At 40.4% G+C, this 16,007-nt stretch carries 13 protein-coding genes; 2 read left to right on the top strand and 11 right to left on the bottom strand.

Annotated features, from left to right (window positions below):
• Positions 1-109: 109 nt before the first annotated feature.
• From NSQ74_RS08105 to NSQ74_RS08065, 9 genes are read right to left on the bottom strand one after another with little or no spacing between them, the layout of a single operon-like run.
• The gene (locus NSQ74_RS08105; RefSeq protein ID WP_340822608.1) at positions 110-1,324 is read right to left on the bottom strand and encodes a CaiB/BaiF CoA transferase family protein; all 1,215 of its coding nucleotides are present in this window, start codon (positions 1,322-1,324) and stop codon (positions 110-112) included.
• Positions 1,325-1,338: 14 nt separating this feature from the next.
• Positions 1,339-2,511, bottom strand: coding sequence for a CaiB/BaiF CoA transferase family protein (locus tag NSQ74_RS08100; protein WP_340822607.1), 1,173 nt, complete (start codon positions 2,509-2,511; stop codon positions 1,339-1,341).
• A gap of 11 nt (positions 2,512-2,522) precedes the next feature.
• Positions 2,523-3,692 carry an acyl-CoA dehydrogenase family protein gene (locus tag NSQ74_RS08095; protein WP_340822605.1) on the bottom strand — a complete coding sequence of 390 codons (1,170 nt, stop codon included), beginning with the start codon at positions 3,690-3,692 and terminating at the stop codon, positions 2,523-2,525.
• 12 nt (positions 3,693-3,704) lie between these two features.
• Positions 3,705-4,121: a Zn-ribbon domain-containing OB-fold protein gene (locus tag NSQ74_RS08090; RefSeq protein ID WP_340822603.1), complete on the bottom strand. Its 417-nt coding sequence runs from the start codon at positions 4,119-4,121 to the stop codon at positions 3,705-3,707.
• 6 nt (positions 4,122-4,127) lie between these two features.
• Positions 4,128-5,294, bottom strand: coding sequence for a thiolase C-terminal domain-containing protein (locus NSQ74_RS08085; RefSeq protein WP_340822600.1), 1,167 nt, complete (start codon positions 5,292-5,294; stop codon positions 4,128-4,130).
• A gap of 4 nt (positions 5,295-5,298) precedes the next feature.
• Positions 5,299-5,739: a hypothetical protein gene (locus tag NSQ74_RS08080; protein WP_340822599.1), complete on the bottom strand. Its 441-nt coding sequence runs from the start codon at positions 5,737-5,739 to the stop codon at positions 5,299-5,301.
• 11 nt (positions 5,740-5,750) lie between these two features.
• Complete coding sequence (locus tag NSQ74_RS08075) at positions 5,751-6,266, bottom strand: FAS1-like dehydratase domain-containing protein (RefSeq protein ID WP_340822598.1); 516 nt, start codon at positions 6,264-6,266, stop codon at positions 5,751-5,753.
• Between the two features lie 21 nt (positions 6,267-6,287).
• The gene (locus NSQ74_RS08070; RefSeq protein ID WP_340822596.1) at positions 6,288-7,451 is read right to left on the bottom strand and encodes an acyl-CoA dehydrogenase family protein; all 1,164 of its coding nucleotides are present in this window, start codon (positions 7,449-7,451) and stop codon (positions 6,288-6,290) included.
• Between the two features lie 22 nt (positions 7,452-7,473).
• Positions 7,474-9,045 carry a class I adenylate-forming enzyme family protein gene (locus NSQ74_RS08065; protein WP_340822595.1) on the bottom strand — a complete coding sequence of 524 codons (1,572 nt, stop codon included), beginning with the start codon at positions 9,043-9,045 and terminating at the stop codon, positions 7,474-7,476.
• 136 nt (positions 9,046-9,181) lie between these two features.
• Here NSQ74_RS08065 and NSQ74_RS08060 point away from each other — a divergent pair, with 136 nt between their 5' ends.
• The gene (locus tag NSQ74_RS08060) at positions 9,182-9,748 is read left to right on the top strand and encodes a TetR/AcrR family transcriptional regulator (RefSeq protein ID WP_340822593.1); all 567 of its coding nucleotides are present in this window, start codon (positions 9,182-9,184) and stop codon (positions 9,746-9,748) included.
• Positions 9,749-9,941: 193 nt separating this feature from the next.
• Positions 9,942-11,558: an MFS transporter gene (locus NSQ74_RS08055; RefSeq protein WP_340822592.1), complete on the top strand. Its 1,617-nt coding sequence runs from the start codon at positions 9,942-9,944 to the stop codon at positions 11,556-11,558.
• Positions 11,559-12,006: 448 nt separating this feature from the next.
• Here NSQ74_RS08055 and NSQ74_RS08050 read toward each other — a convergent pair whose 3' ends face one another.
• Positions 12,007-12,579 (bottom strand): hypothetical protein, encoded by a 573-nt coding sequence (locus NSQ74_RS08050; protein WP_340822591.1) that lies wholly within the window; start codon positions 12,577-12,579, stop codon positions 12,007-12,009.
• 309 nt (positions 12,580-12,888) lie between these two features.
• The gene (locus tag NSQ74_RS08045) at positions 12,889-15,690 is read right to left on the bottom strand and encodes a putative Ig domain-containing protein (protein ID WP_340822589.1); all 2,802 of its coding nucleotides are present in this window, start codon (positions 15,688-15,690) and stop codon (positions 12,889-12,891) included.
• Between the last annotated feature and the right edge of the window lie 317 nt (positions 15,691-16,007).

The raw sequence follows: 16,007 nt of genomic DNA, 5'->3' as shown, positions 1-16,007 counted from the left end.
CACAGCAAGTTAGCTGTCCTTCGCCGATTTTCATAATAATGAATTCGCTTTGACATTTTGGGCATGTGAATTTCGTTCCTATTTTAATGGTCATTTACGCTCCCTCGCTTTAGCTAAGCATTTTATTGCCGATAATATTTTTTTCTAGCAAGCTATTATAATCTTCATCTGAAAGTTGTAATAACTCCTTAAACACATACTCATTATCCTGACCAAGTAACGGCGCGGGTGCTTTATGTAAAACACGTTCATTGTTCCATTTAATTGGCCATGTAGGATATAAATGTGTCCCTACATACTCCCTTGTTACTTCTTGATACATATTTTTTAAAAATGGATCATGCTCCATTTCATGCACTTCCAATACAGGACCTGCTGGCACACCGACTTTTTGTAGACGTGACGCAATTGCATGATGTGTCTCCTGCTGTGTCCACTTCGAAATAATAGTATCTAACTCATCATGGGCAGCAAAGCGCCCTGCCGCCGTCTTCAAACGCTCATCGTTTAGGAGCGATTGTGCATTCATTTCTTGGCATAAGCTTTGCCATTCTTCATCTGAAGTGATAGAAATCGCAACCCAACTATCTTTACCTTGTGTACGGTATACACCTTGTGGGGCAATCCCTGGCTGACGATTACCTACACGGCTCCAATTTTCTCCATTCAATATAAAGTCCGCAATAGGTGCGCCCATATAATTCACGCAACCTTCATTTTGCGCAAGCTCAATTTCCTGTCCTTCACCAGTACGATCCCGATGCTCTAGTGCAATTAGCAGGGCAGCTGCCGCATGAAAGCCTGCTAATACATCAGCAACGCCAAGTACAGTCATCGGTTTACCATCCTGATAACCATTTAATTGTGCAATGCCTGATAGCATTTCAAATGTATACGCAAACCCAGGCTGGTCACGATATGGCCCTGTTTTCCCATAGGCTGGCATCGATAGCATAATCACATCTTTCTTATACTGAGATAGCACGTCATAAGTTAATTGAAAGTTTTCCATCACACGTGGTGTGTAGTTTTCAATGACAATATCGCATTTTTCCATAACTTTTTTAAAGTACGCTTTTCCCTCTTCATCATTTAAATTAAGCGTCGCACCTAATTTATTATGATTTGCAGCGTTGAATTGTGGTCCAAACTCCCACCAATCTTCCTTCGGGGATGTTAACATAAAGCGGAAACCATCCGGTGATTGAATGGATTCCAACTTAATAATTTCAGCACCAAGTGCACCGAGATAAGACGTACACATTGGGCCTGACCACCACATCGACAAATCTAAAATTCGTATGCCCTTTAATGGTTGATGCATATGATTCACCCTTTCTACATTTGTGTACTTTTATCATAAAATGCTTTGAATGTTTTTTCGTTATGCTCACCTAATAAAGGTGCGCTTGTACGAATCGACCAAGGTGTTTTCGACATTCGGAACGGTGCACCAGGTTGCTTCATTATGCCAAGCTCTGGATGATTGACCTCGACGAAAAATTCACGTTCTACATACTGCTCTAAAGAAAGTAAGTCTTCAAAAGTTGGAACAAGCGTTACAGGTACACGCCATTCATTGCCTAAAGCAAGCACTTCCTCAGTCGTATGCTCCATTAAAAATGCATCAAGACGCTCTTGGAAAATGTCCTTATGAATTAATCGTTGCGGTAACGTTGTAAAACGCTCATCTTCTACCCAATCATACGCCTCAATCATAAAGCAGAATCCTTGCCAATGTTGACCTGTTAGAACACTTATGCCGACATGCCCATCCTTACATTGTTCAATACCTGGCAGCATCACATAACGTCCCTCGTACTTAAAAACACTTGTCGGATAAGAGTTTTGAACAGTTGGATAGGAACGCTGTAATAAGCCCATTTCCGCAATGGATATATCTAAATGCGCACCTACTCCCGCTTCACGAGCCTCTCGACATGCCGCTAGCGCCGATGATGCTGCAAACGTACCTGTAATATACTCTAAAATACGTAATTGTCCTGCTGCACGTACTGGCTCTCGATCTGGCTCACCTACTGAAGATAAGAAACCACTCATTGCCTGCGTAATAATCTCCGTTGCCTTATAGTGTGCAAATTCTCCCTGTTGCCCAAAGTTTGAAATTGATACCATGACAAGCTTAGGGTTGATTGCCTTTAACGTGTCATAATCTAAGCCAAGTCGCAGCATCACACCTGGTGCAAAGTTTTCAACAAGTAAATCCATATCCTTCACTAACTGCTTGATAATACGAATACTTTGCTCGGATTTTAAATCGAGTGTAATACTTTGTTTATTATTATTTAAGTAAGCAAATAAACCGCTCGCATTTAAATTTTCCTCATTATTTTTAAAAGGACCAGCCGCTCTTGATGGATCACCCGTTTCAGGACGTTCTACTTTAATGATTTCAGCTCCATAATCCGCCAATATTTTTGTACAATAGGGTCCTGCAATATGCCAGGATAAATCAAGTACCTTCAGATGAGTTAACGCTGAATTCTTCATTTACTCCCCCCTTACATACTAGATACTTTTGAAGGTTCTTCTGGCTTTATGGACAACCATTCACCTAGATTACGCAGATGCACTTCTGACGTACCAAATTCTAGTTGTTGCCCTTTAAAGCGACGGTAACAAAACTGTAGTGGATAGTCATAATCAATCCCCATCCCACCGTGTAGTTGATGTGCACCCGTCACTACTTTTTGTCCTTCTTGACTAAGCCAAGCTTTTGCAATGGCTACTTCTGTTGTCGCATCTTTGCCTTCTACTAATCTTGAAAAAGCATGAAAGGCTGCTAGACGACCGCCCTCAACAATTGTTAACATATCCGACATGCGATGTTGAACCGCTTGGAACGAACCAATTGGCACATTAAATTGATGACGCTCCTTAACATAATCGGATGTAATATCAACTGCTCGACTGAGTACACCCGTCATTTCAATAGATTTTAATGCTGTCGCAAATGTTAGCATATCGCTAGCTACTCGGAACCCTTCTCCAACCTTGCCTACGATTTGCTCAGCAGACACTTCCACATGATTAAACTGCACTTCACATAAACCGTCTGCACTAATCGTTGGAATGTCTTTCACTTCAATTCCTTTTGTAGCCGTATCAATAAGGAAAACTGTCAACCCTTCCTCTGAACCAACAGCACCCTGATCTGTACGTGCTACGACAAATAACTTTTCAACTGACTGTGCAAAAGGAACAAATAACTTCGTACCATTTACCACATATTTATCTCCAGCAAAAACCGCTTCTAGCGACAGATGCTCCAATTTGTTATGGGCATGTGGCTCTGCAATGGCATAGCTGACTTTCTGTTCACCATTTGCAAATGCGGGTAGCCAACTTTCTTTCTGTGTCTCCGTACCATGTGTAAGCACTGGCATTACACCACTCACGATTGTTGATAAGAAAGGTCCTTGGAATAAGCCCCAACCCGCTTCCTCCATGACAATCGCTAAATCTAAAAAGTCTCCACCAAATCCACCATATTGCTCTGGCACAACAAGACCGACAAAGCCTAGCTCCACCAGTTCGTTATAAAGCTTTTCTGAATAATGATGTGGATTTTTTTCAAAGGCACGTAATTCCTCCAGCCCACACTTCTCTTTAAAAAACTTCCGAGCTGTTTGCTTAAACTCCTTTTGAATATCATTTAAATGAAAATCCATTACGAACCCTCCTCATATTTTTTTAAATTTAATAAGAGATACGTCTTCATATACCTGATCGTCTACGACTACTTCTACAGGCATTCCAATTGCTATTTCATCTGGAGCAGCATCGAGCATATTGCCGACAATTCTTGCCCCATTTTCTAATTCAACTAACACGACTTCATACGGTGTTTGGAACCCTGGGTGTACCGAACGGTGATACACAACATAAGAATAGATTTTTCCTTTTGTAGGTGCCTCAACCCATTCCAATTCAAAACTGTGGCAGTTATAACAAACTGGACGCGGTGGATGTAACACCGTACCGCACTTGCAACATTGTTGAAAATGTAGTTTCTTTGTTTCCCGAAGCTTGTGCCAAAACATTTCCGTATCTTCATTCATATTAGGCTTTGGCGTGCCAATACCCGTATATTGCACCATATTGTTTTACCCCCTTCTTAAAATGAGCCCACTTGTTGGCACACATGTACCACCTGTAACAAGCACATTTTCTACATTATCTATTTGTGTTGTGGATGTACCACGAATTTGACGAACACCTTCTGTTATTAAATTCATACCATGTAAATAACCTTCCGACATTAAGCCACCTGCTGTGTTAATCGGTAACTCACCATGACGATTAATGCGCGTGCCGCCTTCACAAAACGCAACCCCTTCGCCTCGACTAACAAAGCCAAGTGCTTCCAGTTGCATCGGAATTAACGGACTAAATGCATCGTAAATCTGTGCCACATCAATGTCTTGCGGTGTAATGCCAGCTTGTTGGAATAACTTTTTACCTGATGCTTCTACTTCATGCAAAAACGTAATTTCATCGCGGTAATAACTCGTCATCACTTCTCCATTTGTAGACATTCCTTGGCTAGCTCCCGCTATAATTGCTGGCTTTTGTCTTAATGCTTTTGCACGCTCTGGCGTTGTCACAATAACTGCAATTGCACCGTCAGTACTTAAACAGCAATCATGTCGACGCAATGGCTCGACATTAATAGGCGATGCCAAGTATTCCTCCATCGTCATTTTGCGATTATAAAAGATTGCATTCGGATTGCGGTTGGCATTTTCGCGATTGACTAAAGGTGCCCACGCTAGCTGTCCATCCTTTATGCCATAGTCATGAATGTAACGGTTGGCAAACATCGCTACCCATGACACAGGTGTTAGTAAGCCATACGGATGATACATCCCCATGTGCAAATCTCCACTTACACGTGTTGGTTCGAAATCGCCATAACGCATTGGACCAGATGCATCACGAATGGAACGCACACAAACTACGTAGTTCGCCATACCCGATGCGACAGCTGCTGCTGCACTAGCAACCGTTCCACAACTCGCACCACCACCATATGGAATTTGGTTGAAGTAACTTAAGTTTGGAATCCCAAGTGCCCGTACAATATCTATTTGTGTCGCACTATCCATCGTATAATTGACCATGCCATCGATTTCTTTTATATCTAATCCAGCATCCTCTGCAGCAGCAAGAATCGCTTCAAGTGCCATTCGTAATTCCGTTCTTCCGCAATTTTGACTAAATTCCGTTTGTCCAATTCCTACAATTGCTGCTTTCCCTTGAATCGTTTCCACACCTTTACCCCCTTGGTAATGCTAAGACGCCTTCTCCTAATGCGTGATAGCCTAGATTGTTTTTACCGACAAACTCAACCTCTACTAAACATTCATTGTTTTCCTCATATTTGTTTTTCACACGTCCACTAAAGACGAGCGTGTCATTTGGATAGTTGGGTACTGCTAATTTCAACGCAATTTTTTTCAACGTACTTTCTGGTCCTGCCCAATCGGTTAAATATTTACCGACAAGTCCGTTCGTCGTTAAAATATTCATAAAGACATCATCTGCGCCAGCCGCCTTTGCTGCCAAATGATCGTGATGGACGTTTTCATAATCATGCGTTGCTGCAATCGCACCACCCACAACTAATGCTGCTGTTACCTCCCTAGAAGTAGTAGGCAGTTCCGTTCCGACTTCAACTGAATTCCACGTTATGCTTGCATATGTCGTCGCTTCCATTCCCATTCCTCCTATTGTTGCACTTGCGCTTGATACGATAAGATTGTAAATGACTGCTTACAAACAATCTCATGGCGCTGATTTAAAAATGTATATAAAAATGTCGAGAAGTAACCTGGACCACGTGCCGTTTGCTTCAAAGGTGAAATTTCTTTCACGGACAGCGTATAACTAATGTCATCCCCAATTTTCATTGGCTCAAAATATTCTTGTACTTGCGCTGTCGCAACAATTGAAGAATATCCATGCTCCTTTAGCAAATCTACTAAATGTTCCATTGAATTTTTTTCGCGCTCTACTTTTGGCCAAAGTGGATTCATCGTATACACTTGCACCTGAGTTGGTGGTGCGATAATTTCCCCATAGCGTGATGCCTTTGCATAAGCGTCATCATGATACAGTGGATTAGCATCTTCCATCACTTCGCAATAATGGCGAATCATCGGACGGCATACTTCATCAGTGCCTTTTGTCACCTCTGATTCAATGCCGACTAGCGATTGTAGCATTTCTGTTGTTAATGACATGTCTTCGTTCCCTCCTCTGTATTAAGCACGGCGTAAGCCTAAACCAAAACGTGCCACTAAATCTCGTTGTACATCGTTGGCACCGCCACCAAATAAGAACACAAGGCGTTTCTTTGCATAATTTTCTGCATCGCCATTCGCTATTGCCCATTCAGAGCCATCCCGCACTTGCCCAAATAGCCCCATAATATGCATACAAGAATCAAAAACACGCTGATTGATTTCAGCTGCAAACACTTTATTCATCGAAGGTCTAAATGGCGCTACTTGTTCATTGTCATGTCCCCATGCAGCACGGTAATTGAGTAAACGCAATACTTCTAAATTCATCTTCATTTGTGCAAAATGCTCTTTTACCCATGGACGATCAATGACACGTTCACCATCAATCACGGCTTCTTGAGCAAATGCTAATGTTTCTTCTACCATACGCTCCATACGCGCATATGTAGAAAGCATTAAACGTTCAAGGGAAAGTTGTGACGTAATGTATTGCCAGCCTTTATTTTCTTCACCAACAAGCGCCGAAGCAGGTACGCGCACATTTTCATAATAGGTAACATTCGTTTCTTCACCCATTAGTGCCATTGGCGTAACAGAAAATCCTGGGTCTGTCGTTGGTACTAAAAATATCGAAATACCCTTATGTTTTGACACCGTTGTATCTGTTCGCGCTGCAAGCCAAATATAATCAGCAATATGTGCATTTGTCGTGAAAATCTTTTGACCGTTGATGACATAATCATCACCATCACGAACGGCTGTTGTTTCTAATGCAGCTAAGTCAGTACCTGCTTGTGGTTCTGAATAGCCAATCGCTATCTCCACTTCACCTTTTAATATTTTTGGTAGAAAATAATTTTTTTGTTCCTCAGTCCCTAATTTCATTAACGTTGGACCGACTGTTTCTAGCGTAATGAACGGAATATTGACACCTGTGCGATCTATTTCCTCGATAAAAATATATTGCTCAAGCGGTGTAAGACCTTGCCCACCATACTCCTTTGGCCAACCAACACCGAGCCAACCATCATCACCAAGCTTTTTAATGTATGCCTTCCAAATAGGTCCCCCTTCTGGTGTTACTTTCAACTCCTCGATTAACTCCTCAGTTATTTGCTCCGCCAAGTACTCACGAATCGTCTTACGTAACAATTCTTGTTCTGCTGTTAATTCAAATTTCATTTCCCCCATCACCTTTCTATTTTTATTCCACTAAGTTAGTAGTATATTGATCACGTAAATCACGCTTTAATAACTTACCTGATGATGTACGTGGTAATTCCGTTGCAAATTCTATTATTCTAGGACATTTAAAACTAGCGAGTCGCTCTCGACAATATGCCGTAATATCCGCAATAGCGGGTGGTGCAAGTTCATTATTTGGAATAACGACTGCTAAAATCTCTTCGCCCCATTCCACACTAGGTACACCTATCACTGCTGCATCAGAAATTTCTGGATGCGCCATAAGCACATTTTCAATTTCCTGCGGTGCAATATTTTCACCACCACGGATAATCATGTCTGAGTTGCGACCTTTTAAAAATAAATAGCCATCCTCATCGAAGTAACCCATATCTTTTGTGTTGATCCAGCCTTCAATCATCGTTTCTTTCGATTCTTCTGGACGATTCCAGTAACCTTTCATCGCCTTTGCGGTTTTAATGTAAACGTTACCAATTTCATTAGGAGGTAACTCATTATGACCATCATCGAGTATTTTAATGTCCACATTTGGCAACGGCTTTCCTACCGAATGTAAACGTTTAATCTTGCGTTCAATTTCTTCTTGTGTGCCGACAAGCTTATGGTCATCTGGCCCTAATACAGCGACAGTAGATGTCGTTTCTGTCATGCCAAAAGCATTGGCAAAATCGACTGATAAAGGGAACATCTCAATTGCCTGACGAATAATTGGGAATGGCATTGGGGCCGCCCCGTAGGATAAGCTTTGTAAACTTGAAAAATCAGTTTGCCCGAAGCGTGGATGATCAATAATACGCTTGAGCATCGTCGGCACTAAAAATGCGTGTGTTACTTGCTCTTGCTCTAGCGTATCTAGCCACGTATCTGCTTCAAACTGACGAATCAATACAATACGGCGACCACCATAAATGCAGTTACAAATACTTGTTGCCCCCGCTACATGGTAATTTGGAACACATGTTAACGATGCACCATTTGGCAAGCCAGTTGCCGCTTCGGTATGCCCCATCACATAATTCGTTAGCTGTGTATAAGTAAGCATGACCCCTTTTGGCAAACTCGTTGTCCCACTCGTATAGAGCAAAATCGCAATATCGTTTTCATCTATGTCGGCAAAGTCAATCATCGGCTCAGTATTCGCAATGTATGTTTCATACAATTCGTAACCTTGTGCGTCATCGCCTATTACAATCGTCTTATCAATGTTGCACATCGGATTATTTAAAAATTGCTCGATGGATTGTACATAGCGACCTTCAATAAGTAAAACTTTAATCTCACTATCTCGTAGCATATACTCCAACTCTTCCGGCTTCGCACGATAGTTAATCGGCACAATTGTTGCGCCTAGTTGGAATGCTGCAAAAAAACTTTCTACCACTTCCGGGCTATTTGTTGAAATAACCCCCACTCGATCCCCATGTTTAACACCATCGGCTGCCAATCGACTAGCCAATGCACCTACACGCTGGGCAAGTTGCTCATAACTTAAACGCCGATTAAAAAAAGTTAAAATTTCTTGCTCTGGTGCAATACTTGAGGCAATTGACAATAGCAAATATGCGTTCATTCCGCCACTCCTCCTTTATTGAATATTCAGAATATTATAGTCATTTCGATTATGATAATATATAATTTCGAATATAGCAATATTACTTTGAATTTTTTTATTTAGAACGGAAAATTAAAAATTGTGGGGTGTTTTTATGAAGGTAAAAAAAGACCGTCGTGCACAGCATTCACGTAACTTAATCAAGCAAACGTATATTTCTTTAGTTCAAGAAAGAGGCTCTACCGTTGTTTCGATTACGGATATCGTCGCTCGTTGTAATATTAATCGCTCTACTTTTTACATGCACTTTCAAACAAAGGAACACTTACAAAATCAAATTGTTTTAGATTTTATTGAAGATATTTGCGGGATTATGGCACAGCATTCAGAGCCATCTCCAACTTTCTTTTTTCAATACGGTGTACAACATGCCATTTTTAGCTATGTCGAACAGCACTATGTCGCCTTCCACACATTTTTAACTTTTAGCGATTCTTTTATGAAAAGACTTTCTTCTGAAATCTATAACCAATTTTTAACTTTAGTAAAAGACAAGATGCCGGCACCTCAAATTGCTTCCACGTATTATGCCTCTGTCGTTACAGGCATGATTTATCATTGGAGTGTTGAAACATATTATCAATATTCCGCACAATTTATAGCGCAAGAAACGACGAAACTTTTTCAAAGTAACATGCTTTGTCAGCAATTAAATGGTTAAAAGCAGAATACTGTCGAAACGTTAGTAAAAACCCATCAAAGTACAAGACAATGTTGTTTTTACGACATTTTTATAAAATTTGTGGATTGAATTCTTAAAAATATATCTCTTATAATGAGGCTTAATAAATTCTTGCAGAAGGAGATGCATTGGATTGTAAACGCTTTATTATCATTAAGGGGGATGATTAGAAATGGCAAGTACGGAAAACAAACCACAAGATGCAAAGGTCACAAAGGTACAATGGATTCAATTTTTAGCATTAGTTTTCGGGGCATTTGTAGCAATTGAAGCAATGGCATTTCAGGCACCGGCCATTCCGGTAATTTCGCAACATTTTAAACTTCCAACCTATTTAGCTGGTTTAATTTTACTAACTTTTTATGTTGCTTCCGCTACACTGTATCCAATTGTTGGTCGTTTAGCAGATCAGTATGGTAGAAAAAAGATGTTGCTCATTGGCATGGTGATTTTCACGATTTCAGAAGTTGCCGCTGCAATAGCGCCAGATTTCACAGTCTTCCTAGTTGCGCGGGTATTCCAAGGGGTAGCGGTAGGCTTTATTTTACCAATCGCCATTGCTTATATCGGGGTCATTTTCCCACCCGAAAAACGAGGAATGGCATCGGGCATTTTTTCATCCGTACAAGCTATCGCTGCCATGTCAGGCGCTGCAATTGCAGGCTATTTAATTTTACAATATGGCTGGCCCATTATTTATTGGATTAGTGCGGCATTAGCGTTTCTTGGTTTAATTGTTGTCTTAATTTTCGTAGAGGAATCGAAGGGAGAAAAGCAATCATCCTTTGATTTCATCGGTCTCATCCTTATCTTTGTTACATCGATAACATTATTGTCCGTGTCCACAATTGGCAAAATGTTCGGCTTCTTTTCACCGTATACAATCATTACGTTAGCTGTAGGATTAGTTGCAATTGTGCTGTTATGGATTTGCGAAAATCGCATGAACAATCCACTAATTGAGCTATCTCTATTGAAAATTAAACTATTTAGTATGGCGGTCGGCATTAACTTGCTCATCGTCGCAACCTTTATGCTATTCATCTATTGCATGAATTTCTTTATCTCCTCACGACCAGGCGGGGATGCATCCCAAACAGGATTATTTTATATGTTCCTATACGGGGCATCGTCGATAGGGGGCTTAGTCGTAGGTCGCTTATCAGATAAAATCAATGGCCGTTCCATTTTAATTGCCATTTTCTTTATCCCAACGATAATAATGTTTATCTTTACAATGCTTGACGCATCAACACCATTTAATATTATTGCGACATTAGCCGTTTGTCTTGGTTTCGTATCCGGAGCCAATACACCAATCTTAATGAAATTTGCCTTAAACGAAGTACCAAAAGAAAAACTAGCGGCAGGCGCAGGCCTATTCTCATTCATCCGTGACTTCGGCACACCATTAGGCTCTGTTTCAGGTATTGTGCTATTTTCTATTTTTAAAGACGCGGCATTTAAAGAAACGTTACTCAGTTCTGCAAATGAAGCTGGCATTGGGATCGAACATTCAGCAGCACTACTAGCCGCTGGTCAAACAGGTACTGTCGAAAATAGTGCATTAGCTGAACATCTTATATCTTTAGGAGTATCATTCGAGTCCATCTTTACAACAGCAACTGCAGTCGGCCTTACATCCGCTGTCCATACGATCGCCTATATTGCGATGGCACTGTTTGCTACTATATTGTTCTTATGCTTCTTAATTCCGAAGACAAAGAAGGCACCTGCTCCAGCGGTTATTGCCTCGGAAATGGTTGCTGTGGAGGAGACGGTTTCTTAGAGTTTGTTGCGAAATAGAAAAAGTGTTAGCTTGATGGCGATCAAGCTAACACTTTTTTGCCATGATGTGTTGATGTCCGCTACGGCGGTGGTTGCTATGTGCGGGTTGACGTGCGATTTACACGCTTTTAGCGGCGATTTCTCTAGGTTTACGGGCGATTCTCACGCTTTTAGCGGCGATTTCTTTAGGTTTACGGGCGATTCTCACGCTTTTAGCGGCGATTTCTTTAAGTTTACTGGCGATTTACACGCTTTTAGCGGCGATTTCTCTAGGTTTACAGGCGATTCTCACGCTTTTAGCGGCGATTTCTCTATGTTTACAATAAGGAGCAACCATCGCGGACGCGCGGTTTGTTGCGTCTTACATTGTGTGCTGTCCCCGCAGGAGTCACAGCCTTCGCTACCATTAACTAGTGTTCTCTTCTAAATCTTAAAATAAGCATTCGTCATCAGACAGCCGCTTCAAGTTCCTCAAGAAGTGCAAAAACAAAAGAATATAATTGTGCTAACACTTCGTCAAGTGACTGCTGTTCACTAAATCCATCCAGCGCATCTAACGCAAGATTTACTTCCCAAAGACCGTCTTCCCCAGAAAATGCCGCACTATACGTCATCTTCTCATTTTGCAAATGTGCTTTAAAATACGAATGCAAAAACTCACTGTACTTCTTTTGCAATCGCAGTCCAAACAAAGCACTATACACACCAAACGCCCCATCGAATTCAAGCGCAAACGAATCCACGCGAATCACATCAAAACGTTCAGACGTCACATACATAAATTCATTTGCATGCTCTTTCAAATATTGCACAGGCTTTGTCAGAAACGAAGTTGTTTCTTCTGCTACTAACTCTTCAGTTTCCTTATTGCAACGTTCGATTACTTCGAATTGCAGATGGATTGTTTCTATTGTTGCATCCTCGTTTAACAATGCGTGCTTTTGAGCATACGACTTTTCTACGTCGATTAATTTAATATTGGCTTGCTCGTTTATTAATGATTCTATTTGGGTTTTTAACACTATTATCCAGCTCCATTCGATTGCTTTGAAGATAAGTATAGCTTAGGAAGGCGGTAATATGGAGAAAGTCACTTTATTTCGTTGCGAAAACCTTAATTAGTGACACCAATACGATGGCCTTTAAATAAGGAAAAGCACTTTCACTTCCTTTATTCTTAAAGAAGTGCATTCACTAATTTCCTGTTTTATTTACTTAAATTGTTCAGATTTTCTTTTGATTTATTATATTTGTTAAATTAACTTGAGCCATCTATATTTAGATGGCTCAAGTTCTGTACTATATTGTAATACATGATATTAATCACTATATTATTTTGTTAAATTTAACGCTCTATACAAGATTGCAACGAATTGAGCTCTTGTAATAGAATCTTGAGGATTAAATCTCCCATTATCCCCTTGCACGATACCTAATTTTTCTAAACCAGCAACGTATTGATAACTCCAATGATTTTTAGATAAGTCTTCAAAATTACTTTCATCACCTAGTTCAAAATTAAAAGCAATTACAATAATTTTTGCCAATTGTGCACGGGTTAAGAATTCATCAGGTTTAAATTGACCATTTGTTCCATCGACAATACCTGCTTGTTGAAGCAATTGTATTTCCTCGTAGTAAGGGTGGGTTGGTAATACATCACTAAAAGAAGCATTTTCACGTATTGGTTTTAAATCTAAGGCACGGTTAATCATAATAGCAATATGTTTTCTTAAAATCGGCTCATTTGGACGGAATGTACCATCTGGATAGCCGTTAATAATACCTAGAGCGGCTATTTCTTCAATCATTTCTTTCGACCAATGTGTTGAAATGTCTGAAAAATTAGGTTTTTCTTCTTCTATGGATTCATCAATTTCTTTTTTATTTTCAATCCATTTTGCATACAAAGTTGTTGATACAGTTATAACATCTTTTTCGAAATCCCATTTAACTTTAAATTCAGGGTCTTTATACCACCCTTCAAATAGATAACCTTCTCTTTTAGGATTTTCTGGTTTTATTATATTTTTATTTTTTTCTAAACTTTGCATACCAATGGCACTTCCACCATTTGTATTAAAAATAATCTTATATTTATTTGGTTCTAATTTAATAGGTGTTGTTGACGTAGCATCGGTATTATTATTATATATAGGAATGTTGTTAATCTCATTCACCGTAACTATAATACTTTCTTCATCTGTTAACCTTCCATCACTTACACGCACAATAATTGTATAGCTGCCTGGACCCTGTGCTTTCGACGGCGTCCAGGTAAATACGCCTGTCGTGGCATTGATGCTCGCTCCTGTTGGTGCACCTACTAAACTGTAAGTTAATGTATCTCCATCTGCATCCGTTGCTGATGCCCTGAATGTCAGCTGACTATTCTCATTCACTATTTTATTACCAATTGCTTGTAACACTGGGGCGCTATTTACTTCATTCACCATCACCGTGATGCTTTCTTCATCTGTTAACATTCCATCACTTACACGTACAGTAAATGTATAGATGCCTGGACCCTGGGCTTCCGTTGGTATCCAGATAAAAACACCTGCCGTCGCATTTATGCTCGCTCCTGTTGGTGCACCAACCAAGCTATAGGTTAACGTATTGGCTGGTAAATCAGCGTCTGTTGCCGATGCAGTGAAAGTCAACAGGTTACCCTCATTCACTGTTTTATTACCTATTGCTTGTAACACTGGGGCGCTATTTACTTCATTCACCGTAACCGTAATACTTTCTTCAGCTAGTAACATTCCGTCACTCACACGCACGGTAAATGTATAGATACCTGGTCCCTGGGCTTCCGTTGGTATCCAAGTAAATACACCTGTCGTCGCATTGATGCTCGCTCCTGTTGGTGCATTGATTAAGCTATAAGTTAGTATATCTCCATCTGCATCTGTTGCTGATGCAGTAAATGTCAGCTGACTATTCTCATTCACTGTTTTATTACCAATTGCTTGTAACACTGGGGCGCTATTTACTTCATTCACCGTAACCGTAATGCTTTCTTCATCTGTTATCATTCCGTCACTTACAAGCACAGTAAATGTATAGCTACCAGGACCCTGGGCTTCCGTTGGTGTCCAAGTAAATACGCCCGTCATGGCATTTATAGTTGCTCCTATTGGTGCTCCAACCAAGCTATAGGTTAACGTATTGGCTGGTAAATCAGCGTCTGTTGCTATTGCAGTAAATGTCAGCAGGTTACCCTCATTCACTGTTTGATTACCTATTGCTTGTAACACTGGGGCGCTATTTACTTCATTCACCGTAACTGTGATGGTTTCAGCAGCTGTTGACATTCCGTCACTTACACGTACAGTAAATGTATAGCCGCCTGGCCCCTGTGCTTCCGTTGGTGTCCAGGTGAATACACCTGTCAGGGCATTTATGCTCGCTCCTGTTGGTGCACCAACCAAGCTATAGGTTAACGTATTGGCTGGTAAATCAGCGTCTGTTGCTATTGCAGTAAATGTCAACAGGTTACCCTCATTCACTGTTTTATTACCAATTGCTTGTAACACTGGGGCGCTATTTACTTCATTCACCGTAACCGTAAAGCTTTCTGCGTCTGTTAACATTCCATCATTCACATATACGGTAAATATATAGCTACCCGGACCCTGGGCTTCCGTTGGTGTCCAAGTAAATACACCTGTCGTCGCATTGATGCTCGCTCCTGTTGGTGCACCGACTAAACTGTATGTGAGTGTATCTCCATCTGCATCTATTGCTGATACAGTGAATGTCAGCTGACTGCCCTCATTCACTGTTTTATTACCAATTCCCGTCATTGTTGGTGGAGTATTTGTATTGTCAATCAATGAATGCACTTGTGCAACTGGGAAACTTAAAATGGAGTCGCCTGTAGCTGAGCTTACTCCTGTAATACCAGACAAAACGAAACCCACACCTGATTTAAACGAACCTGCAGCAGAAATATAACCAGCATACAAATTCCCACTGTAGCCACTTTCATACAATGAGGTCCCATCAAATGTCGCTGTTAAATTCGGCGCAAACGTTGTAGGCGCCGCCTCTATCTTTTGAGTTCCAAAATTTAAAAAACATGTTACCATCATCAAAGAAACAGTAAGCAACGCCATTTTTTTAATCACTATCAACTTCCTCTCCTTTCAATTCTATCTTTCTATTCTGACGAGCAATATTCTTTCTCAAACTAGAAGCCTATCTTCTGATATCAGAGGAATCTCACCTTACCTCCTTTAACTTGATCTTCAGTTCACTTTTTATATGTATGTATTCTATAGTAATAAGTACATACCCTTTAAAAGTACTATAGATAAAAACATGGTGATACTGATGAATGTTAATGATTAGAGCGTTAACATTCAAAAAAATAACCTATTAGCGATATTTTTATAAGTAAGAGATTATTGATAGAGTGAGGGGTTACATAAAACATGAAGTGGTT

Source organism: Lysinibacillus sp. FSL W8-0992, from assembly GCF_038008685.1.
In the GTDB taxonomy this organism is placed as follows: domain Bacteria; phylum Bacillota; class Bacilli; order Bacillales_A; family Planococcaceae; genus Lysinibacillus.
This window is presented reverse-complemented; position numbering and strand designations above follow the sequence as displayed.